The organism is Luteibacter sp. GL_149 (assembly GCF_057834065.1).
The window spans coordinates 4,699,962-4,720,117 of sequence record NZ_CM174395.1; the positions used below are offsets into that span (position 1 = coordinate 4,699,962).

General features: G+C 62.6%; 26 protein-coding genes. 16 read left to right on the top strand and 10 right to left on the bottom strand.

Annotated features, from left to right (window positions below; translation table 11 throughout):
* Positions 1 to 46 precede the first annotated feature (46 nt).
* Complete coding sequence (locus AC3IR3_RS20570; RefSeq protein ID WP_489194919.1) at positions 47 to 346, bottom strand: hypothetical protein; 300 nt, start codon at positions 344 to 346, stop codon at positions 47 to 49.
* A 45-nt stretch (positions 347 to 391) separates the two neighbouring features.
* Positions 392 to 1,327 carry an energy transducer TonB gene (locus tag AC3IR3_RS20575; RefSeq protein ID WP_489194921.1) on the bottom strand — a complete coding sequence of 312 codons (936 nt, stop codon included), beginning with the start codon at positions 1,325 to 1,327 and terminating at the stop codon, positions 392 to 394.
* Positions 1,328 to 1,511: 184 nt separating this feature from the next.
* Between AC3IR3_RS20575 and AC3IR3_RS20580 the strand changes: the two genes are divergently transcribed.
* Positions 1,512 to 1,985: a DUF1203 domain-containing protein gene (locus AC3IR3_RS20580; RefSeq protein WP_489194923.1), complete on the top strand. Its 474-nt coding sequence runs from the start codon at positions 1,512 to 1,514 to the stop codon at positions 1,983 to 1,985.
* A 24-nt stretch (positions 1,986 to 2,009) separates the two neighbouring features.
* Here the strand turns inward: AC3IR3_RS20580 and AC3IR3_RS20585 are convergent, their stop codons facing one another.
* From AC3IR3_RS20585 to aroE, 7 genes are all read right to left on the bottom strand, one after another.
* Entirely contained in the window at positions 2,010 to 2,495 is a 486-nt protein-coding gene (locus AC3IR3_RS20585) for a hypothetical protein (RefSeq protein WP_489194924.1), read from the bottom strand.
* A 58-nt stretch (positions 2,496 to 2,553) separates the two neighbouring features.
* Positions 2,554 to 3,036, bottom strand: a complete 483-nt coding sequence (locus AC3IR3_RS20590) for a hypothetical protein (RefSeq protein ID WP_489194925.1) — start codon at positions 3,034 to 3,036, stop codon at positions 2,554 to 2,556.
* A 35-nt stretch (positions 3,037 to 3,071) separates the two neighbouring features.
* Positions 3,072 to 3,638, bottom strand: coding sequence for a hypothetical protein (locus AC3IR3_RS20595; protein ID WP_489194927.1), 567 nt, complete (start codon positions 3,636 to 3,638; stop codon positions 3,072 to 3,074).
* A 57-nt stretch (positions 3,639 to 3,695) separates the two neighbouring features.
* Positions 3,696 to 4,181: a hypothetical protein gene (locus AC3IR3_RS20600; protein ID WP_489194929.1), complete on the bottom strand. Its 486-nt coding sequence runs from the start codon at positions 4,179 to 4,181 to the stop codon at positions 3,696 to 3,698.
* The gene (locus tag AC3IR3_RS20605; RefSeq protein ID WP_489194931.1) at positions 4,182 to 5,204 is read right to left on the bottom strand and encodes an RHS repeat-associated core domain-containing protein; all 1,023 of its coding nucleotides are present in this window, start codon (positions 5,202 to 5,204) and stop codon (positions 4,182 to 4,184) included.
* A 227-nt stretch (positions 5,205 to 5,431) separates the two neighbouring features.
* Entirely contained in the window at positions 5,432 to 5,701 is a 270-nt protein-coding gene (locus AC3IR3_RS20610; protein ID WP_489194933.1) for a YkgJ family cysteine cluster protein, read from the bottom strand.
* Positions 5,702 to 5,704: 3 nt separating this feature from the next.
* Positions 5,705 to 6,541: a shikimate dehydrogenase gene (gene aroE / locus AC3IR3_RS20615; protein ID WP_489194935.1), complete on the bottom strand. Its 837-nt coding sequence runs from the start codon at positions 6,539 to 6,541 to the stop codon at positions 5,705 to 5,707.
* A gap of 146 nt (positions 6,542 to 6,687) precedes the next feature.
* On the opposite strand from aroE, the gene AC3IR3_RS20620 reads away from it, so the two are divergent.
* Complete coding sequence (locus AC3IR3_RS20620) at positions 6,688 to 6,882, top strand: hypothetical protein (protein ID WP_132145593.1); 195 nt, start codon at positions 6,688 to 6,690, stop codon at positions 6,880 to 6,882.
* A 165-nt stretch (positions 6,883 to 7,047) separates the two neighbouring features.
* On the opposite strand, the gene AC3IR3_RS20625 is transcribed toward AC3IR3_RS20620, so the two are convergent.
* A complete protein-coding gene (locus AC3IR3_RS20625; protein WP_489194937.1) occupies positions 7,048 to 8,535 on the bottom strand; it encodes a RimK family ATP-grasp domain-containing protein in 1,488 nt (495 codons plus the stop codon).
* A 232-nt stretch (positions 8,536 to 8,767) separates the two neighbouring features.
* Here AC3IR3_RS20625 and AC3IR3_RS20630 point away from each other — a divergent pair, with 232 nt between their 5' ends.
* The 14 genes from AC3IR3_RS20630 to AC3IR3_RS20695 all read left to right on the top strand — a co-directional run bounded on the left by AC3IR3_RS20630 (position 8,768) and on the right by AC3IR3_RS20695 (position 20,131).
* Positions 8,768 to 9,241, top strand: a complete 474-nt coding sequence (locus AC3IR3_RS20630) for a GNAT family N-acetyltransferase (protein WP_489194939.1) — start codon at positions 8,768 to 8,770, stop codon at positions 9,239 to 9,241.
* Between the two features lie 36 nt (positions 9,242 to 9,277).
* The gene (gene lptM, locus AC3IR3_RS20635; protein ID WP_489194941.1) at positions 9,278 to 9,478 is read left to right on the top strand and encodes an LPS translocon maturation chaperone LptM; all 201 of its coding nucleotides are present in this window, start codon (positions 9,278 to 9,280) and stop codon (positions 9,476 to 9,478) included.
* Positions 9,479 to 9,484: 6 nt separating this feature from the next.
* The gene (gene dapF, locus AC3IR3_RS20640; RefSeq protein ID WP_489194942.1) at positions 9,485 to 10,312 is read left to right on the top strand and encodes a diaminopimelate epimerase; all 828 of its coding nucleotides are present in this window, start codon (positions 9,485 to 9,487) and stop codon (positions 10,310 to 10,312) included.
* A 66-nt stretch (positions 10,313 to 10,378) separates the two neighbouring features.
* On the top strand, positions 10,379 to 11,065 hold the full coding sequence (locus tag AC3IR3_RS20645) for a DUF484 family protein (protein ID WP_132145603.1): 687 nt from the start codon (positions 10,379 to 10,381) through the stop codon (positions 11,063 to 11,065).
* The gene (locus AC3IR3_RS20650; RefSeq protein ID WP_489194944.1) at positions 11,062 to 11,955 is read left to right on the top strand and encodes a tyrosine recombinase XerC; all 894 of its coding nucleotides are present in this window, start codon (positions 11,062 to 11,064) and stop codon (positions 11,953 to 11,955) included. The genes AC3IR3_RS20645 and AC3IR3_RS20650 overlap by 4 nt, the downstream gene beginning before the upstream one ends.
* Positions 11,956 to 12,040: 85 nt before the next feature.
* Positions 12,041 to 13,069: a sulfite exporter TauE/SafE family protein gene (locus AC3IR3_RS20655; RefSeq protein WP_489194945.1), complete on the top strand. Its 1,029-nt coding sequence runs from the start codon at positions 12,041 to 12,043 to the stop codon at positions 13,067 to 13,069.
* A gap of 91 nt (positions 13,070 to 13,160) precedes the next feature.
* Positions 13,161 to 13,694: an ATP-dependent protease subunit HslV gene (hslV, locus tag AC3IR3_RS20660; protein WP_132145609.1), complete on the top strand. Its 534-nt coding sequence runs from the start codon at positions 13,161 to 13,163 to the stop codon at positions 13,692 to 13,694.
* 51 nt (positions 13,695 to 13,745) lie between these two features.
* Positions 13,746 to 15,083: an ATP-dependent protease ATPase subunit HslU gene (hslU, locus tag AC3IR3_RS20665; RefSeq protein ID WP_489194947.1), complete on the top strand. Its 1,338-nt coding sequence runs from the start codon at positions 13,746 to 13,748 to the stop codon at positions 15,081 to 15,083.
* Between the two features lie 39 nt (positions 15,084 to 15,122).
* Entirely contained in the window at positions 15,123 to 15,743 is a 621-nt protein-coding gene (locus tag AC3IR3_RS20670) for a hypothetical protein (RefSeq protein ID WP_489194948.1), read from the top strand.
* Between the two features lie 198 nt (positions 15,744 to 15,941).
* Positions 15,942 to 16,295, top strand: a complete 354-nt coding sequence (locus AC3IR3_RS20675; protein WP_489194950.1) for a gamma-butyrobetaine hydroxylase family protein — start codon at positions 15,942 to 15,944, stop codon at positions 16,293 to 16,295.
* A 123-nt stretch (positions 16,296 to 16,418) separates the two neighbouring features.
* Complete coding sequence (rbsK, locus tag AC3IR3_RS20680) at positions 16,419 to 17,312, top strand: ribokinase (protein ID WP_489194951.1); 894 nt, start codon at positions 16,419 to 16,421, stop codon at positions 17,310 to 17,312.
* The gene (gene rbsD, locus AC3IR3_RS20685; RefSeq protein WP_489194952.1) at positions 17,309 to 17,707 is read left to right on the top strand and encodes a D-ribose pyranase; all 399 of its coding nucleotides are present in this window, start codon (positions 17,309 to 17,311) and stop codon (positions 17,705 to 17,707) included. The genes rbsK and rbsD overlap by 4 nt, the downstream gene beginning before the upstream one ends.
* Positions 17,707 to 19,188, top strand: coding sequence for a sugar ABC transporter ATP-binding protein (locus AC3IR3_RS20690; RefSeq protein WP_489194954.1), 1,482 nt, complete (start codon positions 17,707 to 17,709; stop codon positions 19,186 to 19,188). Before rbsD ends, AC3IR3_RS20690 begins: the two co-directional genes overlap by 1 nt.
* Before the next feature lies 1 nt (position 19,189).
* The gene (locus tag AC3IR3_RS20695) at positions 19,190 to 20,131 is read left to right on the top strand and encodes an ABC transporter permease subunit (protein ID WP_489194955.1); all 942 of its coding nucleotides are present in this window, start codon (positions 19,190 to 19,192) and stop codon (positions 20,129 to 20,131) included.
* Positions 20,132 to 20,156: the final 25 nt, after the last annotated feature.

A 20,156-nucleotide genomic window follows, 5' to 3' on the forward strand; every position in this document is an offset into this window, starting at 1 on the left:
TTGTAGGAGCGCTCTCGAGCGCTCCTACAAGGGACAGATGCCGGACTTACTGGAACGAACCGCCCGTAATTTTTCCCTGCGCATCCAGCTTCGCCGAATAACGACTGTTGTTCATGCGCATTTCCATCGTCGTGATCATGCCGGGCAGCACCAGCTGCACATCGGGATAGGTGGCGCGGAATTGATCGGGCGTCGGATGCGTGGCGATGAAAGCGTCGAAGGCTTTCATGTCGGTGACGAAACCGGAAACCGGTTTGGGCTGCGCGACGACGTTGCCAGTCTGGCAGCCGGAGATGGCCATGGCCGAACAGGCGACGGCGAAAGCGATTGCGGGCAGGTAACGCATGGGGCACGCCTTTCGTGGAATGTCCCGCCGATTATGGACTCGCAATTACAGCTGGAACTGAATCCGGCGTCGTTGCGTACTGCGCACCGGCTGGCCATCGCGGGTCGCGGGCGTGAATTCCCAGCGTTTCACGGCGCCCAGGGCCGCCAGATCGAACACATTGCGCGGATCGGCGTCGGCGACGGCTGCCTGGCTTACCTTCCCGTCGGGCTCGATCGTGAAGCTGACCTCGACCCAGCCCTGCCGCTTCTGGCGCCGGGCATCGGCGGGATAGAACGGCGGGACCTCCCGGCGAAGCACCGGGGCGGTTTCGGTATGCGCGACGGGCACGGGCGCGGCGGCCTGCGGTTCGGCGACATGCGCCGCCGCCGCGGGGACCGTCTTCGCGACGGCGTGCTGTGCAGGCGGCGTGGGCGTCGGTGCTTCCGGCGTCCGCGCCGCGTGGGCGGCCGGAGCATCGACATTGCGCATGGCCGCCGCTTTCGCTTCGTCTTCCGCCGTGACGACGCGCTGTTGCGCATCGAGCTTGGCGCCAAGGATCACGAGCGTGTAATTGGTCGGATCGAAGTCGCGAAGCAAGGCGATTTCACGACGTGCTTCGTCGAGTTCGCGCTGGTTGATCTGTCGCTCGACCTCGGTCGAGGCAAAAGGCAGCGTTTCGCGCAACGCATCCAGCGCCACGGGATTCTCCGGCTGCAGCTGCACAACGCTGAGGTAGTACTCGTAAGCGTTATTGCCCTGCGGAGCGATCAGCCGGTTTTCCTTCATGGCGTCGCGCGCCAGACCGAGCAGGATGTCGACTTCGCTACCGCCTTCCGCTGGTGCGGCCGCGCTGGCGACCTCGCCCGGTCCGGTGGCCGTCTGGGCGGGGCTATCGTCGCGACCGCGCAAGACGAAGTACGCAGACGCGCCCACGACGGCGATTACCGCCGTCGCGATAAGCGCGCGCCGCACGAGTGCAGCAGGAATAAGAGAGGACATGACAGGTGACGCCAGGGGGAACCCGCATCCAGAACGTCCCCCTGTCGGACGTCCCCGGCGGGCGCGTCACGGTAACGGGATTGTGTTGCAACGATGTGGCGGGCCCGACCGGCGCAAGAACCGGATGGTTTGCTAAAAACGGACGCGCGATGCTGGACGCCACTTCCCAACACCGGCCACGTCGATGTCTTTCCTCATTTCCGGTCTCGACCCCACCCCGTTCCTGGCGCTGTACGGCTTGCCCGACGAGGAGCTGCGCGCGAAGGGCGTACGCCGCTACGTCGCCGATGCGCCCACGGGGTTTCCCGACCGCGTCGAGTTACGCGATGTAGACCCCGGCGAAACCCTGCTGCTGCTCAACTACACGCATCAACCGGCCGATACACCCTACCGCGCCAGCCACGCCATCTTCGTACGAGAAGGCGCGACCGAGGCATATCGCTGCGAAGATGTCGTACCGGCGGTCCTGAAACGTCGCCTGATCTCGCTCCGGGCGTTCGACGCCAACCACGACATGGTCGCCGCCGACGTGGTCGATGGGGAGAAACTCGGGGAAGCTATCGAAGCATTCTTCAAGCAACCGGACGTCGACTACATGCACGCGCATTACGCCAAGCGCGGTTGTTACGCCGCGCGCGTGGATCGGTCGCACGGTTAATAGCTGGTTCGCCGAACCTGCGGGTCAGGGCGACTTTGTTCTGAGCTCGTATGGCGTCGGAAGCGAATAGCCCCAAGGGATCACATCCGTAGAGCCTGCCGATGTGATCTCGGAAAGGCGTCCACCTGTACGAAAGGCGCCAAAACGGGAGACATCGCTGGCTATAGCGTCATATCTACCGACAACGACCACCATCTGGTGATCCGACTCAGCAAGCTTCTTGGCAAGAGCCGTCTTAGTGGGCATCTGGATGTCGACGCCATTTGCTGCGTCGGACACAAGAAACGCTTCTTTCGACACAAAGAGCATGGGTTGTTCGGCAGAAGCGAAGAACCCCTTAACCACCACGACTTTGCCGTCGAAGTCCTCCCCACGAGTAATTAACGTACTCAATGACACCGCACACGTATCCTCTGCATCGCCTCCACGTCGGAAACAACTCTTCTGGGGACCAAGCGCGGCGACGTTGGAGGAAATCAGAGCCAGCATGAGAAACAGTGCTCGTTTCACGTCGAAAACCTTATTAGTGGTTCGTACTTTGCCGTGTTCTCCGGCAAGTTCATGACCGTCACCATACGCGCGACGTGCCATAGGGATCAGGGCCAAAATAGCCCCAAGGCTTAAGCTCGGCGGATGACACGCCGACGATTCCCGATATAACGCCTCCGGTGCGGAAGCCACCGTATCCCGATACGTCGGCTGCAAGGGCGCTGTACTTGCCTTTGACGTAAACCGGCTGGTGATCGAAACCCAGCAAACGTTTCAGAAGTGCCGGATCGGCCGGCATTCTGATGAGCACACCGTCGGAGGAATCGGAGGAAAGAAGTGCCTCCCGCGACGAGAAGAGCATGGCTTGTTCGAAGTACGCGAACACCCCTTCAACGATCACGATCTTTCCGTCGAATTCCTCTCCGCGCGCGATCAACGTCCCGAGCGACACCGAGCATGTGTCCTGCGCCTCACCGGCGACTCGAAAACATACCTTCTCAGGCCCCAAAGCGGCTGCGTCGGTGCAGATCAGCGCTAAAGCGAGGAACAGCGCTCGTTTCATCTCAGTGTCCTTGCCCAATGATGCACTTATCGTTGTTACGGCTGTTTAGGCGCGCCGTAAACGGGAGGGCCAGAGTAACCCCAGGGAATGAGCCAAGGAGTTCCTACTTCAACGATCTCCGAAATCTGGCCTCCCGTGCGATAGGCACCATACTTTGTAACGTCGCCAGCAATAGCACGGTATCTGCCTGTGATGTATGTAGGGCGGCCATCGAAGTCGGCCAGGCGTTTGGCAAGCTGGACCTTAGCTGGCATGCTGATATCCACACCGTCTGCAGCGTCGGATAACAGGAACGCATCTTTCGATGTAAATAGCATGGGGCGCTCCGAGTAAACAAAAAACCCCTGCACGATAATCATCTTTCCGTCGAAGTCTTCTCCACGGGCAATCAACGTGCTCAGAGAAACCGCGCATATGTCTTCCGCCTCGCCGCCGCGTCTGAAACAGGTCTTGTCGGGGCCGAGAGCTGCCACGTCGGCCGACATCAGAGCCAGTGCCAGGAAAAACGCCTTCTTCATTTCGGAAACCTTTACAAGAATGAGCGACGCGACAAATCGTTTGTCGCCAGTACGACGGGATCGACCACATACCATTTCCGTCATGCGTGACTGTTTTACACAGTCAACCCAGGTGCTGGTATGTAACCACCAGTACAACCGTCAAGGCTTTTCAGTGCGCATTCCATAAGGAGGCGGGGTTTTGTAACCCCATGGCATGAGCGGGCGCGTGGACACGTCTACGATCTCCGAAAGGCGACCTCCGGTACGGTAGGCGCCATACTTCGTAACGTCGCCCGCGATAGCGTGGTATCTACCCTTGATGACCACGGACTGCGGGTCGAACCCAGCGAGTCGTTTCGCCAGCACAGTATCGGACGGCATTTTTACATCGATGCCATCCACCGTGTCGGAAAGGAGAAATGCCTCCTTTGATACGAAAAGCATCGGGCGCTCCGAGTAAACGAAAAACCCCCTCACAATCACCACCTTGCCATTAAAATCCTCGCCGCGAGCTATCAGCGTACTCAGCGAAACCGAGCACGTATCTTCCTCGTCTTTTCCCATGCGAAAGCACGCTTTTTCTGGACCGAGGGCCGCTGCATTGGCAGACATTAGAGCCAGCACCAGTAGAACAATAATTTTCATCTAAAGACCCCGTCGGATGGTCTGCACACTATTCCCCAACGTCTCCGGTCCACTCCTGTCGATACGGTTCTTTGTCGGCTTGTACTGCCAGCCATACACCGCTCCATTAGGAAGGGCCACGTAACCGTTAATTCCTTCCATAAAGTATCTTTGAAGATCTCCGCGCCCGTTCCTCGAGAATTTTTCCATTGGAATACCCAGAGCCGTCATCCCGGAAAAATTGTTGTTGTCCGGATGCGTGTGGATCTCTCCTGTCTTACTATCGGCACCGTGGGATATGGCTCGTAAGAAGTCCATATCGATGGTGTTCCTTTCTCCCGTGCTATATGCCGGCGACGATAAGTAACCCAGTCCCGTGCGGAACAACATATCCGAACCAATCTCAACCTGAAGCCTGGTTGCGACAGGAACAACTGCATCAGACCATGCGACGGCAAGTACAGCTTCCGAGTTGAAGCCCTTGCCCGCTACGCCAGCTTTCTCAAGAGCCGAATTGGCCATATTTGCAGCTCGAATGCCCATCTGAGCCCGCTCGGTATTTCCAGAGCCCGCATTCTCACAATGATAGACCTCACAAGCGATCTGGGAGGAACTCATTCCGGCAGCGTATAAGCCCGTAGGGTCCACAAGCGACGTGGGATTGTTCTCAACATAGGTAAACCTGTTGAAAGTAAAGCCGCTGCCTGCAGCGAGATCGAGTGGATCGGGGCTCATGAACCGACCAACATCCGGATCGTAGTAACGAGCCTGCATGTAAATCAGATTCGTATCCGCGTCACCGGTATGCCCGGTGAATCCCGGTCCATAGCGCTGAGAGCCAACGGCTTGCGCGCCGAATGGATGGTAATCGGATGTCGAGATGATCTGGCCGTTACCGTCAGTTGTTGCGAGGACGGTTTCCTGCGGATCAGTGAGGTAGTACGTAACTGTTTCAGTAGCTCTTGCGTCTGAGGATATTGCTATCCACCCGATCGTAAAAAACAAAATAGATTGCTTGGTCCGACGCCCCCTGTGAAAACCCATGCGTTTCCTTTGCCGGCGCAAGCTTGATCAAGCGACGCTTGCCATATCCTTTGATATCCCCATACGCCGTTTTTTCCGGCATTCGCGCACCGCGAGCCACTGAGCCTTGATGAAAAGCTGATAGGCAAACGGTGTGTTGAACTGGATATCCCCCACAAGGAATCTATTTCCCCTTGTCGAGGCTGTCAACGATTCGAGTCCGACTCGACTCGGCGGCAACAAATTGATCAGTCGACTGTAGCTACAGTCGCTCTTTCGAGATCGGCGAGATAGCGCATCGCCCACACGGCATCAGGCCCGCACATCGTCACCTCCGGCATCAGGCTGGAACACACGGCCGGCCTTTCCGGCCGGCCGAAGATCGCGCAGCGATTGTCGTCGGTGAGCTGGATGCAGCGGACGCCGGCGGGTTTGCCGTTGGGCATGCCCGGGATGGCGGAGCTGATCGACGGGGCGATGCAGCAGGCTCCGCAACCGGCGCGGCAGGTCAGGCTCATCGCTTAGCCGTAGCGCTCGCGCAGCCCGGCGTAGACCTGATCGGTGTCGGGACGCCGGCCATGCCAGCGTTCGAAGGCGTCCGCCGCCGTTTCGATCAGCATGCCCAGACCGTCGTGAATGTATTTCGCATGGGCGGCTTTTGCCCAGCCGACGAAACCGGATGCTGCCGCGCCGTAGCAAAGGTCATAACAGAGAGCGCGGTTGCCGACGAGGTGCGTCGGCAGGTCGAGCCCGCCACCGACTACGCCGGCCGAGGTGGCATTGACGATGAGGTCGAAGCTGCCGAGGGTCGCCAGGTCTTCCCAATAGCGCGTATGCGCGCGTTCCGGGTCGCCGATAGCGTCGGCGAGTTCGTCGGCCTTTTCGGGCGAACGGTTGACGATGGTGAGTGTGTCGACGCCGGCATCCATCAGTGCCCACGCCACGCCGCGTGCCGCGCCGCCGGCGCCGAGAAGGAGGGCGTTGTGGCCACGCAGGTCGAGTGAGTGGCGCTCGGTGATGTCGCGGACCATGCCGTCGCCGTCGGTGTTGTGCGCCTCGATGCGGCCGTCGACCAGCGGCGTCAGGACGTTGGCCGTGCCGCAGCGCCCGGCCATGGCAGTGTGTTGGTCGGCCAGCAGGCACGCGGCGCCTTTGTGCGGCAGGGTGACGTTCGCGCCGAGTCCACCTTCGGCGAAAAAGCGGCGTACCGCCTCGGGGAATTGCTCCGGCGTCGCGTCGATGGCTTCGTAGCTCAGGGCAATGCCGAACTGCGCGGCGAACGCCTGATGAATTTCGGGGGACAGCGTGTGCGCGATCGGATGACCGAAGACGGCAAAACGGTGCGCGACTGCGCTCATGCTTCTCTCCTGGGACGGAACACCGGCGAAGAGCCAGCTAGCGCCATTGTAACGGGCCGCACCGGTCCGGAGCAGTCCGGCTCCGGGGTCGCGATCCGTGAGACGGGCGCCGCCTAATCTCGGGTCCAGACCTGGGAGGAACCGCCATGATCGACCGCCACGAATCGCTCTCGCCCCGCCGTGTCCGCGCATTGATTGCCCTGGGCTGGCTCGCCGCCGGCACGACGCTGCTGGCGCTGACACCGTTGCCGATGCATAGCGAAAGCCTGGGCTGGACACCCGCGTTCTGGCTGGTGCTGGCGCCGGCGAGCCTGCTGGTGGCGCTGCGCCGCCGGGGCTGAAGTGCTCGCTGCTGTAGGAGCGCTCTGGAGCGCGATCCCTGTGCGTGAAGAGCCGACGATCAGGGCAGATGATCGTTGTCCACTCACGTCACCCGCTGGCCGGGCGATTCGCTTCGTGGGGATCGCGCTCCAGAGCGCTCCTACGGGAGGACCGCAGACACTTCGTCAGCGAGGAAGGCCCAGTCGCTTCAGTTCCAGCCGGCGCATGAACTCCTGCATGATCCGGATGTAGAGATCCTCGCCCAGATACGCATCCTCGACGCCCGCGTCGATGGACGGGTTGTCGTTGACCTCGATGACCACGGCGCGATCGCCGACCTGCTTCAGGTCGACGCCATAGATACCGTCGCCGATGGTCTGCGTGGCCTTCAGCGCCAGCTTCACGATTTCGCTGGGCGCTTCGCGCACGGGCACGGTCTTGAAGCCGCCGGATTTGGCGGTGCCTTTGGCGCCGTGGTTATAGATTTGCCAGTGGCCGCGCGACATGTAGTACTGACACGCGTAAAGCGGCTCGTGGTTGAGCACGCCGATGCGCCAATCGAAGTCCGTGGGCACATATTCCTGCGCAATCACCAGCGCGCTGTGACTGAAGAGTTCGGCCGCGGCTTTCTCCAGCGCTTCCTGGGTTTCGACCTTGACCACGCCTCGCGAGAAAGAGCCGTCGGGAATCTTCAGCACGATCGGCAGGCCCAGGCGCTCGGGCAGGTCGCGTACGCGCTTCGGATCGTCGCGGTAGAGGATCTCCGTCAGCGGCGTGGCGAGCTTGCGCGCCACCATCAGGTCGTTGAGGAAGATTTTGTTCGTGCAGCGCAAGATCGACGTCGGGTCGTCCATGACGACCATGCCTTCTTTTTCGGCCCGATGCGCGAAGCGATAGGTATGGTTGTTGCTGGCCGTGGTTTCGCGGATGAACAGGCCGTCGTATTCGGCCAGACGCTGGTAGTCGTTCTTGCCGATCGGATCGACTTCGATACCCAGATGCTTGCCCGCTTCGATGAACTGCTTCAGTGCCTTGCGGTTTGACGGCGGCATCGATTCGTTCGGATCGACGAGCATGGCGATGTCGTAACGGAAGCGCTTGCGCGCGCGCGGTTTGCGCCAGAGCTTCTTGGAGAATTTGTCGAGCGCCTGCGCGAACGCGTCTTCCTGCGCGTCGTCCAGCGTGTGCAGTCCGACCGGCTTGATGGCCGCGACCTGCCATACCCGGTCGCGCTCGAACTCGATGCGCATCAGCGGGCAGGGGAATGTTTCGAACACCTGCCTCGCAAGATCTTGCAGATCGGGGTAAGCCGTTTCGCCGAAATAGACGAGTACGCCGAAATCGGTCGTGTCGCGCCCGCCCGCAGGCAGGAAGTTGGCGAGCTTCTGGTTGAGGTCGTCGATATCCAGGCCATAGAGGGAACGTCGGCGCAGATCGTTGACCGAGCGTACGGACGGGATGACCCGGTGGCCACGCGCTTCGGCCAGAAGGGACACGTAATAGCCCGTACCCAGGTATTTATAGCTGCGGCAGAGGTTGATGACGTGCGTGCGCTCGTCGTCGTCCCCACCTACCGGCTCTCGCAGGTAATCCATTGCGGTAACGACGTCGACGGAAGGGTAGTACGAGCCCCAGTCGGAGGCTTTTTCCACGACGATGACGAGCCGACTCATGAGACCTCGAGATGTGGGCGAAGCACGCGACAGGCCCCTCATGGGCCCACGGTTCACCACGTGCGCAGTGTGGGGTTGACCATGCAACGGTACAAGGCCGCGCGCTGAAGCTGGCGTAAACGTCCGGCGAAGAAAACGATTGATAGACACCCACGCGAGGACTAGAGTGCCGCGCGTGTCGCTATCCTCCCCCGGCTCGTCGCCGCCCTACACCGCGCCGGAGTCCATCCGCATGCGTCCCCCCCCGGTTACCGTTCCGGTGCGAGTCCGTCGCGCCGAACTCAGCGATCTCGACGACCTCGTCGCCCTCGAGGAAAGCAGCTTTGCGCACGACCGGCTGAGTCGCGCGCAATACCGTCGACATCTGGATAGCGAATCGGCGCAGGTGCTGGTCGCCAGCGCCAACCATCGACGCTTTCTCGGTACCGCCGTGGTGTTCTTCCGCCGTGGCTCACAGGTCGCCCGTCTTTATTCCCTGGCGACGAAGCCGGAGGCACGGGGCAAGGGCGTGGGCTCGGCGCTGATCGAAGCCGCCGAAATCGCTGCCCGTGCGCACCGCTGCCGGTCGCTCCGTCTGGAAGTGCGTACGGATAATGTCGCCGCCATTGGCATCTACGAACGCCTGGGCTACACCCGCATCGGGACCTATCCGAAGTACTACCAGGACGGGGCGGACGCGCTACGCTTCGAAAAGCTCTTCGCCTAGGCCATACTCGGGCGCGTATTTAAGAGGATCCGAGCCATGCGTCGAACGATTCCACTTCTGGTGCTCCTGCTCGCCTGCATGGCGCTGGCCGGCTGCGGCAACAAGGGTCCGCTGGTTCCCGCACCGCCGAAGCCGAATGCGCCCGCCGTGAAGACGGTCGCGCCGACGACCATGGCGGCGCCGGCGCCCAGCACGACCGCGCCGCTGACGCCGTTCAGTAACCACATGGTGCAGTAGACCATCGTGAGCATGCGCTTTACCAAGATGCATGGCATCGGCAACGACTTCGTTGTCGTGGACTGGCGGGACGACGTCAGGTTGCCGCCCGCGGAACGCATTGCCGCGCTCGCCGACCGACACACCGGTATCGGTTTCGACCAGCTGCTCAGCGTGGAACCGGCGCGCGATCCGTCCTGCGACTGGTATTACGGCGTCTGGAATGCCGATGGTTCGCCGTCCGGGCAGTGCGGCAACGGCGTGCGCTGCGTGGCCGCATGGCTTTATCGCGAAGGCGTCATCGCCCGCGATACCGACGTGCGCCTGGAAAGTCCGTCGGGTCCGGTGACCGTCAGGGTGCTGGCGGCGGATCGCGTGACCGTCGATATGGGCGAGCCGGATTTCACACCGTCGCACCTCCCGTTCGATGCGCCGCAGGAAGCCAGCTCGTACATGCTCGATGTCGACGGAACGCCCGTCACGATCGGCGCCGTATCGATGGGCAACCCCCACGCCGTGCTGGAGGTGCCCGACCTTGGCGATCCGCATCTGGAAAACCTCGGTCCGGTCGTCACGGGCCATGCGCGCTTTGCGGATGGCGTAAACACCGGCTTCGCGCTGCGCGTGGACAGAAAGACGATCCGTCTGCGCGTGCACGAGCGCGGCAGCGGCTGGACCCGCGCGTGCGGCACCGGTGCATGCGCGGCCGCCGCCGTCCTCCAGCGTCGCGGCCTCGTCGATGCCGTGGTCGACGTCTCCCTGCCGGGCGGCACCCTGACCATCGAGTGGCACGGTCCCGGCCATACGCTGTGGATGACCGGCCCCGCCGCCTTCGTATTCGAAGGCGAGATCTGACGCGTCGCTGGCCCGCGACGCGTAAACGCAGCACACTCATCCCCAATGCCGCACCAGGACGTACCCATGACCGACACCGCGCTCGAAGGCGATCTGAAGCCAGCCACCGTGGCGTCGTACCTGCGTCGCCACCCCGAATTCCTTACCGACTACCCCGATCTGGCCACGCAGCTGGTTATGCCGCGGTCGAACGGCCCGGCGGCGTCGCTGTCGCTGTATCAGTTGCAGAACCTGCGGGAAAAGAACGCCGCGCTCGAAGCCCGGCTGGCCGAGCTGACGGACATCGCCGGCGACAACGAAAGCCTGATGCAGCGCGTGCACGCACTGATGCTGGCGCTGCTTCAGGCCGAGAGTGTCGAAGACACCGTACGCCGCGTCGTGACGCGGCTGGCCGACGATTTCCATTCCGAGCGCGTCCGCGTGCTGTTCTACGGCGACCTCAACGGTCTGCCCGACGAAAGCTGGCTGCTGCGCGAACCGCGCGGCGTGGCGGGTCTGCCCGAGTTCGAGAGCTTCCTCGCGCAGGGCGAATCGATGGCCGGCCGACTGGCGCAGCCCAAGCTCCAGCGCCTGTTCGGCGACGATGCCGGCGACGTGCGCTCCGCTGCGCTGATGCGTATAGGCGACGACGCGATGCTGGCCATCGGCAGCGCCGATCCGGACCGTTTTCAGCCGGGCATGGGCACGCTGTTCCTGAAGATGATCTCGACGACGGTCGGTTCGGCCATCGAGCGGGCGCGGAAAGTGGCGTGAGTCCGACCGAGGCCGTCGATGCCTTCCTCCGGCATTACGCCGCGGAGCGGGCACCGTCGGCCAACACGCTGGACGCCTACCGGCGCGACCTCGGCAAACTGCTTCGTTTCATGGAGGCCGAGGGCCTGTCCGACTTCGACAGTCTGGCGCCCGAACGGCTGCGCGGGATGATCGCCCGCGAACATCGCGGTGGCCTGGCGCCGAACAGCATCCAGCGACTTCTGTCCGCCTGTCGCACGCTGTTCCGCTATCTCACCCGCGAAGGCCACCTGGCGCACGATCCGGCCGCGGGCGTTCGCGGCCCCAAAGTCCGCCGCAAGTTGCCCCAGGTGCTGGATGCCGACGAAGCCAAGGAACTGGTGGAAACCGATGTCGGCGGATCGCTCGCGCCGCGCGACCGGGCGATGCTCGAACTCTTCTATTCCAGCGGTCTGCGTCTGTCCGAACTGATCGGCCTGCGCTGGGGCGACCTGGACCTGGACGACGGGCAGGTCAGGGTGCTGGGCAAGGGCAACAAGGCGCGCATCCTGCCGGTGGGCCGTTTCGCCATCGCCGCTTTGCGCGGACTGGCGGCGCTGGGCGGCATCGCGCCGGAAGCGCCCGTCTTCAAGGGACGTGGCGGCGCGCACATCAGCGCGCGGGCGGTGCAGCTACGTATGAAACACCTGGCGCTGGCCCAGGGCCTGGCCAAACGGATACATCCTCACTTGCTGCGGCATACCTTCGCCAGCCACATGCTGGAGTCGTCGGGCGACCTGCGTGCGGTGCAGGAACTGCTCGGCCACGCGGACATCGCGACGACGCAGATTTATACCCATCTGGACTTCCAGCACCTGGCCCGCGTCTACGATTCTTCTCATCCCCGGGCGAAGAAGAAAACGGCGCGCTAGCCCCGGAAACGGCGCCACTGCGTACGTTGAGGTTTCAGTAAGGCAGCGCGCGCTAGGTTCGCGCGTTTCGCTTGCGGTAAATCCGATGGTCACGTCGTTGTTTCTGGTATTCGGCGCCGCGGTAGCCGCGTTCGCTGTCAGCGCGATGAGCGGCGGCGGTGCCGGTCTGGTACTTCTGCCCGTCCTGCGGATGGTGCTGCCCGCCGCGATGGTGCCGGCCGCGTTGTCGATCGGCAGCACGATCAGTTCCGCGTCGCGAATTACCCTGTTCTTCAAACACATCCGTTGGCGGGTCGTGCGCTGGTTTGTCCCTGCCGCGCTGCCGTTCGTCTGGCTGGGCGCGTGGTTGCTGACGTACATCGACCCGGTTTACCTAGAGGCTGTTCTGGGCCTGTTCCTCCTCGCAAACCTTCCCATGCTGTTCCGGCGACAGGCCGAACCGTCCGACGAACGGCCAGGCCCTGTCTGGGCGCTTTGCATCGTGGGTGCGGCGGCAGGCTTCATTTCGGGTCTGACCGGCGCCGTGGGTCTGATCTTCAATCGTTTCTATCTGCGCTATGGCCTGTCCAAGGACGAAATCGTCGCGACGCGCGCGGCCAACGAGATCATCCTGCACCTGATCAAGCTCGTGCTTTACGGGTTGTTCGGGCTGCTTACGGGCGATGTCCTCACCGTGGGCGCGATCGTCGGCGCCGCCGCCTTGTCGGCGACGTGGCTGACCCGCCGGGTTTTGCCCTACCTGAGCGAAGCGATGTTCAAACGCATCGGATACGCCGCCATGGTGCTTTCCGGGGCGATCATGTCGACCAACGCGGGCGGGGCGATTGCCACCCGTCACGGGATCGGCCTCCAGGCAACCGGTACGAAGAACGGTTTCCACGGGTATCTCGACTGGGCGGACAGTCGCGTGACCCTCGAATTCGCCTACGACGAGGGTTTCGAGATCGAAACCGTGATCGACTGGGACGATCTGCCCGACGACCGGAAAGCCGTGGCGGCCGGGCTGATCGAAGCGGCCGACCGGATCATGGTGGAGGAGGTCCGATCCATCGGCCGTCGCAGCTATGAGTTATACGTGTATCGCGGTGGGGTACTGAGCAAACACGAGCTTTGACCGGGGCTGGGCAAGGCGCTCGCCGACTCTTGGTCTGTCTCGCCCCCACCCCCACATCTCTCGTCTCCCCACCCAACGGACCCCACCCGATATGGAATCGATGCACGCCACGACCATCGTCTGTGTCCGCCTGAACGGCAAGGTCGTTATCGGTAGCGATGGCCAGGTGACGCTCGGCAACACCGTGATGAAGGCCAATGCCCGCAAGGTACGCCGCCTCGGCAAGGGCGACGTCCTCGCCGGATTCGCCGGTGCGACCGCCGACGCCTTCACGCTGTTCGAGCTGTTCGACGAAAAACTGATCAAGCACAGCGGCAACCTCACCCGCGCCGCGGTCGAGATGGCCAAGGAATGGCGTACGGACCGCCGTCTGGGTCGCCTGGAAGCCATGCTGGCCGTGGCCGACAAGGAAGCGTCCCTGCTGATTTCCGGCAATGGCGATGTCCTCGAACCCGAACATGGCCTGATCGCGATCGGCTCCGGCGGACCGTATGCCCAGTCGGCGGCGCTTGCGCTGATGGAAAACACCGACCTGGATGCGCGCACGATCGTCGAAAAAGCGCTCAAGATCGCCGGTGATATCTGCATTTACACCAATCACAACGTGTCGATCGAAGAGCTCTGAGCGCCACGCGCCGAGCTTCGATCGTCTCCCTAACGAATCCAAGAGCAGACCATGTCCGAACTCACGCCACGCGAGATCGTCAACGAACTCGACCGTTTCATCATCGGCCAACACGATGCCAAGCGTGCCGTGGCCATTGCCCTGCGCAACCGCTGGCGCCGCATGCAGCTCGATCCGACCATGCGCGACGAGGTTACGCCGAAGAACATTCTCATGATCGGACCGACCGGCGTGGGCAAGACCGAAATCGCGCGCCGCCTCGCCACGCTGGCGAACGCGCCTTTCGTGAAGGTCGAAGCGACCAAATTCACCGAAGTCGGTTACGTGGGCAAGGACGTGGAATCGATCATCCGCGACCTCGTCGACGTGTCCTACAAGCTCGTGCGCGACCAGGCCAAGGGCCGCGTGCAAAGCCAGGCCGAAGACGCGGCGGAAGACCGCCTGCTCGACGCCTTGCTACCCCGGCGTCAGCCCAGCGGCTGGGACGATTCGGCCGCGACGACACCTGCGATCGATAGCGATACCCGCCAGAAGCTGCGCAAACAGCTGCGGGAGGGCTCGCTGGACGACCGCGAGATCGAGCTCGATTTCGCCTCGAACATCGGCGTGGAAATCATGACCCCGCCGGGCATGGAAGAAATGAGCCAGCAGCTGGGCAAGATGTTCCAGAACCTGGGTGGCACCAAAACCCAGAAGCGCCGCATGACGATCCGCGCCGCCCGGCCACTTCTGGTCGAGGAAGAAGCGGGCAAGCTGGTGAACGACGAAGAGCTGCGCGCCCGGGCCGTCGAAGCGGCCGAGCAGAACGGCATCGTCTTCATCGACGAGATCGACAAAGTGGCCCAGCGTTCGGAATGGGGCGGGGCGGGCGTCAGCCGCGAAGGCGTGCAGCGCGACCTGCTGCCGCTGGTGGAAGGCTCGACGGTGTCCACCAAGTACGGCGCCATCAAGACCGACCACATCCTGTTCATCGCCTCGGGCGCGTTCTCGCTGGCCAAGCCGTCCGACCTGATTCCCGAGCTGCAGGGCCGTCTGCCGATCCGCGTGGAGCTATCGGCGCTGTCCGTGGACGACTTCAAGCGCATCCTGCGAGAACCGAATAATGCACTTACAAAACAATATGTTGCGCTTCTTCATACGGAGGGCGTGGCGCTGAACTTCACCGATTCGGGCATCGATCGCCTGGCCGAGGTGGCTTTCCAGGTGAACGAGCGCACCGAGAACATCGGCGCCCGCCGCCTGCATACGGTGATGGAGCGCCTGCTGGAGAAGATCTCCTTCGAAGCTGCCGATAAAAACGGCGAAAAATACGAAATCGACGCCGATTATGTCGATAAAAGCCTGGCCTCGCTGGTCAAGGACGAAGACCTCAGCCGTTACATCCTCTAAACATGGGAAGGCCCCCCTCCTGCTAAACTATTGACGTATATGGGCAAGATCATCCAACTGAAAACCAACGGACAGCGAGCGAGCCTGCGCGAAGCGCAGGAATCGAAGCAGCTGGTCCGTCTATGGCGCGGCGAACTCGAACACGGCAGCTTTTGTGGCTACGTCGGCGGGGTCGGCTGCGAATTTTTCCTGCTGTGGGTCATCGGCGACGGCATCAGCTATGACGGCATGTACATCATGCGTCATCGCGATATTTCCGAACTCGAGGTCCCGGACAAGCATTCGTCCTTCCTGGAGAAGGCGCTTGCGCTGAAAGGCATCGTGCCGACGCCGCCCGCGGACTTCCCGCTGGACGACATCGCGCAGGTGGTCGGCGCCGCATCGAAGCATGCGCCGGTCATCGGCGTGCATGTCGACAGCGAGGACGAGGCCGAGGTCTGCTACATCGGGCGCATGGTCAGCGTCGAGGAAGACGGCTTCAACATGCAGGAAATCACCCCGGATGCCGAATGGCTGACCGAGCCGTCGTTCTTCGCGTGGGATGAAGTCTCGACCGTGAGCCTCGAAGACGCGTACGCGCAGTCGCTGCTCGCCGTGGCCGGCGATCCGCCGCCACTGGAACAAGGCGATGCCGGCGGTGGCGTCGGACACGCCCATTGAGTTGGTGGGTTATCGAAATCCCGTTTTGCCTGCTTTAGGGGATTGGGGATGGGAAGTGGGGGCCTGTGTCCGGCGATCGCCTGAGGGAACAGGTATCGTCCGGCGGAAGCAGCGTCCGCTTGATGCTTGTCGTTCCCTCAGGCGATCGCCGGAACTACGCCCCCACTTCCCATCCCCAATCCCCAGCCGATCCCCACCGTGAAACCCCATCCCCTCGATATCGTGTTGCACGCCACTTCGCGCGTGCTCGAAGTGGCGTTCGACAACGGCGAACGTTTCCAGCTTCCCTGCGAATACCTGCGCGTGAATTCGCCCAGCGCCGAAGTGCAGGGGCATGGGCCCAGCCAGAAAGTGACCGTACCCGGCAAACGCAACGTGAATATCGCCGCCATCGAACCGGTCGGCCATTACGGCGTATTGCTGCGCTTCGACGACGGCCACGCCAGCGGCATCTTCGGCTGGGACACGCTTCTGGAACTTGGCCGTAGCTACGACACCGCATGGCCTGCGTACCTGGCGGAACTCGAAGCTAAGGGCTTGTCGCGCGGATGAAGCTACATGACGACAGCACATCCATGAAAGCCGGTCCGCGACGATGGGATTATGCTTGTCGGCGGCCTGACCGGATCGTGTGACAACGGACCGGTGTTCTCAAACGCTTCCGTGGAGCAGTACATGACGCGCATTGTCGTCATCGGCAGTATCAATATGGATCTGGTCACGCTCGCGCCGCGTTTCGTCGCGCCGGGCGAAACCTTGATCGGCGAACGCTTCCTTACCGTACCGGGCGGCAAGGGCGCCAATCAGGCGGTTGCCGCGGCCCGGCTGGGCGCGAAAGTCGCCATGGTCGGCGCGGTAGGCGACGACGCGTTCGGAACGCAGTTATATGACGGCCTGGTCGCCGAAGGCATCGACGTTGCGCATGTCTCGCGCATGGACGGTATCGGCAGCGGCACGGCGTCGATTACCGTGGCCGGCGGCGAAAACCAGATAGTCGTCGTGCCAGCGGCGAACGCGCGCGTGATGCCGGGATATGTCGAAGCCGCCTCGCGCGCGATCGAACAAGCCGATGTCGTGCTGGTACAGATGGAAATTCCGCTGGCTTCCGTGGAAGCCACGCTACGCATCGGCAAGCGCGCCGGCGTGCCCGTCATCCTCAATCCGGCGCCCGCGCAGCGTTTGCCGCTGGAATGGCTGTCGCAGGTGCGCTATCTGACGCCGAACCAGCACGAACTGGCGACCGTACTCGATGCGGACCCCTCGTCGGATTTCCGCGACCTGATGCGTCGCGCGCCCTGCCCGGTCGTGCTGACGCGCGGCGAAGAAGGCGCCTGGTATCGCGAAGATGGCGAGCCTGTGCATCAAACCGGATTCAAGGTCGACGCTGTGGACAGCACGGGCGCCGGCGATACCTTCAATGCCGCGCTCGCGGTGTATCTGTCCGAAGGGTTGCCGACCGCCGTACGCAAGGCGTGCGCGACCGCGGCGATCGCGGTATCCCGGCTGGGCGCGCAAGGCGGCATGCCGCGCGCCGATGAAGTCGAACGTTTTCTGGAACGGCACGCATGAAACGGAACGGTCTGTTGCACGCCGAACTCAATCGCATCGTTGCGGCGATGGGCCACACCGATACGCTGGTCATCGGCGATGTCGGACTGCCCGTGCCTCACGGCGTTCCCTGCATCGACCTTGCCGTGCTTCCCGGCACGCCATCGTTCCGGATCGTATTTGACGCCGTGTTCGCGGAACTGGCGGTAGAAAGCGTGACCTTTGCTCGCGAGATCCACGAACGCAATGCCGCGCTCGCCTCCCTCGCGGGCAAACTCAGCAACGAAGGCATGGCGGTCGACGAAGTGTCCCATGAAGAATTCAAGCGCTTATGCGCACGCGCGGTCGCGGTGGTCCGTACCGGCGAAACCTCGCCGTACGCCAATGTCATCCTTCATGCGGGTGTGACCTTCTGATGGACGCCCCTCTGATCCGGATGGAAGGTATCCATAAGGCCTTCGGGCCGGTGAAGGTACTGGAAGGCGTCGACTTCGAACTCCTGGCCGGCGAAGTGCACGCGCTGATGGGCGAGAACGGCGCCGGCAAATCCACGTTGATGAAAATCCTCACCGGCATCTACGCGCCGGACGAAGGCCGCATCCTCGTCGACGGCAAGCCCGTCACCATCGCCACACCCGCGGATGCCGAACGTTACGGCATCGCCATCATTCATCAGGAACTCAACCTGATTCCGTCGCTGACCATCGCGGACAATCTTTTCCTCGGCCGCGAGGTGCATCGCTTCGGTCTGCTGGATCGCAAGGCCATGCGCGAACGCGCGAAGGAATGGCTGGCGCGCATCGGTATGTCCGCGCTCGATCCGGACACGCGCATCGAAAAGCTTTCCGTCGGTCAGCAACAGATGGTCGAGATCGCACGGGCCATCGGCCAGAACGCGCGCGCCATCATCATGGACGAGCCGACCGCCGCGCTTACCGAACGCGAGACGACAACGTTGTTCGCGCTGATCCGCGACTTGCGCACGCAGGGGGCGGGTATCGTCTACGTCTCGCATCGTATGGAAGAAATCTTCGCGCTGTGCGATCGCATTTCCGTCCTTCGCGACGGCAAGTTCGTCGGCACCCGACCGGTACCCGGACTCGAGCTGGATGAAGTCGTGCGCATGATGGTCGGACGCACGCTCGAAGCGCGCTTCCCCAAGCGCACATCCACGCCCGGCGATGTACTGCTGAAGGTCGAAGGCATAGGCGATGGCGCCGTGCACGACGTCAGCTTCGATCTGCGCGCTGGCGAAGTGCTTGGCGTCGCGGGACTCATGGGTGCCGGACGCACCGAGCTGGCACGTCTGCTGTTCGGCATCGACAAGCCCACGCAGGGCCGCGTTCTGCTCGACGGCAAGCCACTTACCGCACGCTCGCCGAATGAAGCGATCCACGCCGGTTTCGGTTTCGTTACGGAAGATCGCAAGGCACTGGGTCTGGTGCTGGACATGAGCCTTCGCGAAAACGTAAGCCTGCCGAAGGTGCCCGCGCATGCGGGTCTCGTGGATCGCGGCAGCGAGAAGAAACAGACCCGCGGACTGATCGACCAGCTGAAGATACGTACGCGGGACATGGAACTGGACGTGCGTGCGCTGTCCGGCGGCAATCAGCAGAAAGTGGTACTGGCCAAGTGGCTAGCACTGAAACCGCGCGTACTGATCCTCGACGAACCGACGCGTGGCGTCGACGTCGGCGGCAAGGCCGAGATCTATCACATCATCAATCAACTCGCGGAGCAGGGCGTGGCCATTCTCATGATTTCCTCGGAACTCCCGGAAGTGCTCGCGATGAGCGACCGCATCCTGGTGATGCACGAAGGACACGCCACGGCGCTACTCGATGCGGCGACGGCTACGCAGGAAAGCATCATGCGCGCCGCGACGGGAGGAAAGTGATATGACGACGCACTTTTCCTGGAATGGTTCGCTGGCCCTGATACAGCGTCTGGGTTCGGTCATCGGCCTGATGCTGCTGTTCATCGTATTGTCGATCATGAGCCCGGAATTCCTGACCACCGGCAACCTGCTCACCGTGCTCCGCCAGGTCTCGATCAATGCACTGATCGCTTTCGGCATGACCTTCGTGATTCTTTCCGGCGGCATCGATCTTTCGGTCGGTGCGATCCTCGCGCTGTCCGGCGCCGTCACCGCCGGTCTGATGGCCGCAGGCCACGGCGTGGTTCTGGCCGTTGTCGCCGGTCTTGGCCTGGGTGCTTTGCTCGGCGTCATCAATGGCGCGCTGGTGTCGTGGGGCCGCGTGGCGCCGTTCATCGCGACGCTGGGCACGATGACGCTGATTCGCGGCCTGACGCTCTCGTATACCGAAGGACGTCCGATTCCCGTCACCAACAACGATTTCGCCTTGCTTGGCGGTGGCTATGTCGGGCAGCTGATACCCATTCCCGTCGTGTTGATGTTCGTGGTGTTCGCGGTTTGCGGTTTCCTGCTTCGCGGCACGGTATTCGGCCGGCATGTTGTTGCCATCGGCGGCAACGAAGAAGCGTCGCGGCTTTCCGGCGTACGCATCAGCCCGATGAAACTCGCGATCTATGGACTCTCGGGTCTGTTGTCCGCCTTCGCCGGCGTCGTGCTCACGTCGCGTCTTTATTCGGCGCAAGCGACCGCGGGCGCGGGCTATGAACTCGATGCCATTGCCGCCGTGGTACTTGGCGGCACCAGCCTGTCGGGCGGTCGCGGCTGGCTCTTCGGTACGCTGATCGGCGCGTTGCTGATCGGCTTCCTCAACAACGGTCTGAATCTTCTGGGCGTGTCCTCGTTCTACCAGCAGGTGGTCAAGGGCATCGTCATCCTCATCGCCGTACTGCTCGACCGGCGGTAACGAACCGTCGCACCTCTGGGAGAAC

Bases quoted from the DNA above. Each gene is read 5' to 3' on its own strand.
- AC3IR3_RS20695 (WP_489194955.1), top strand. From the start codon at position 19,190: ATGACGACGCACTTTTCCTGGAATGGTTCGCTGGCCCTGATACAGCGT.
- AC3IR3_RS20625 (WP_489194937.1), bottom strand. From the start codon at position 8,535: ATGAGTCGGCTCGTCATCGTCGTGGAAAAAGCCTCCGACTGGGGCTCG.
- AC3IR3_RS20655 (WP_489194945.1), top strand. From the start codon at position 12,041: ATGGTCACGTCGTTGTTTCTGGTATTCGGCGCCGCGGTAGCCGCGTTC.
- AC3IR3_RS20580 (WP_489194923.1), top strand. From the start codon at position 1,512: ATGTCTTTCCTCATTTCCGGTCTCGACCCCACCCCGTTCCTGGCGCTG.
- AC3IR3_RS20595 (WP_489194927.1), bottom strand. From the start codon at position 3,638: ATGACGGAAATGGTATGTGGTCGATCCCGTCGTACTGGCGACAAACGA.
- lptM (WP_489194941.1), top strand. From the start codon at position 9,278: ATGCGTCGAACGATTCCACTTCTGGTGCTCCTGCTCGCCTGCATGGCG.
- AC3IR3_RS20645 (WP_132145603.1), top strand. From the start codon at position 10,379: ATGACCGACACCGCGCTCGAAGGCGATCTGAAGCCAGCCACCGTGGCG.
- AC3IR3_RS20630 (WP_489194939.1), top strand. From the start codon at position 8,768: ATGCGTCCCCCCCCGGTTACCGTTCCGGTGCGAGTCCGTCGCGCCGAA.
- AC3IR3_RS20575 (WP_489194921.1), bottom strand. From the start codon at position 1,327: ATGTCCTCTCTTATTCCTGCTGCACTCGTGCGGCGCGCGCTTATCGCG.
- AC3IR3_RS20610 (WP_489194933.1), bottom strand. From the start codon at position 5,701: ATGAGCCTGACCTGCCGCGCCGGTTGCGGAGCCTGCTGCATCGCCCCG.
- AC3IR3_RS20605 (WP_489194931.1), bottom strand. From the start codon at position 5,204: ATGGGTTTTCACAGGGGGCGTCGGACCAAGCAATCTATTTTGTTTTTT.
- AC3IR3_RS20600 (WP_489194929.1), bottom strand. From the start codon at position 4,181: ATGAAAATTATTGTTCTACTGGTGCTGGCTCTAATGTCTGCCAATGCA.
- aroE (WP_489194935.1), bottom strand. From the start codon at position 6,541: ATGAGCGCAGTCGCGCACCGTTTTGCCGTCTTCGGTCATCCGATCGCG.
- rbsD (WP_489194952.1), top strand. From the start codon at position 17,309: ATGAAACGGAACGGTCTGTTGCACGCCGAACTCAATCGCATCGTTGCG.
- AC3IR3_RS20620 (WP_132145593.1), top strand. From the start codon at position 6,688: ATGATCGACCGCCACGAATCGCTCTCGCCCCGCCGTGTCCGCGCATTG.
- hslU (WP_489194947.1), top strand. From the start codon at position 13,746: ATGTCCGAACTCACGCCACGCGAGATCGTCAACGAACTCGACCGTTTC.
- AC3IR3_RS20590 (WP_489194925.1), bottom strand. From the start codon at position 3,036: ATGAAACGAGCGCTGTTCCTCGCTTTAGCGCTGATCTGCACCGACGCA.
- rbsK (WP_489194951.1), top strand. From the start codon at position 16,419: ATGACGCGCATTGTCGTCATCGGCAGTATCAATATGGATCTGGTCACG.
- AC3IR3_RS20690 (WP_489194954.1), top strand. From the start codon at position 17,707: ATGGACGCCCCTCTGATCCGGATGGAAGGTATCCATAAGGCCTTCGGG.
- AC3IR3_RS20570 (WP_489194919.1), bottom strand. From the start codon at position 346: ATGCGTTACCTGCCCGCAATCGCTTTCGCCGTCGCCTGTTCGGCCATG.
- hslV (WP_132145609.1), top strand. From the start codon at position 13,161: ATGGAATCGATGCACGCCACGACCATCGTCTGTGTCCGCCTGAACGGC.
- AC3IR3_RS20670 (WP_489194948.1), top strand. From the start codon at position 15,123: ATGGGCAAGATCATCCAACTGAAAACCAACGGACAGCGAGCGAGCCTG.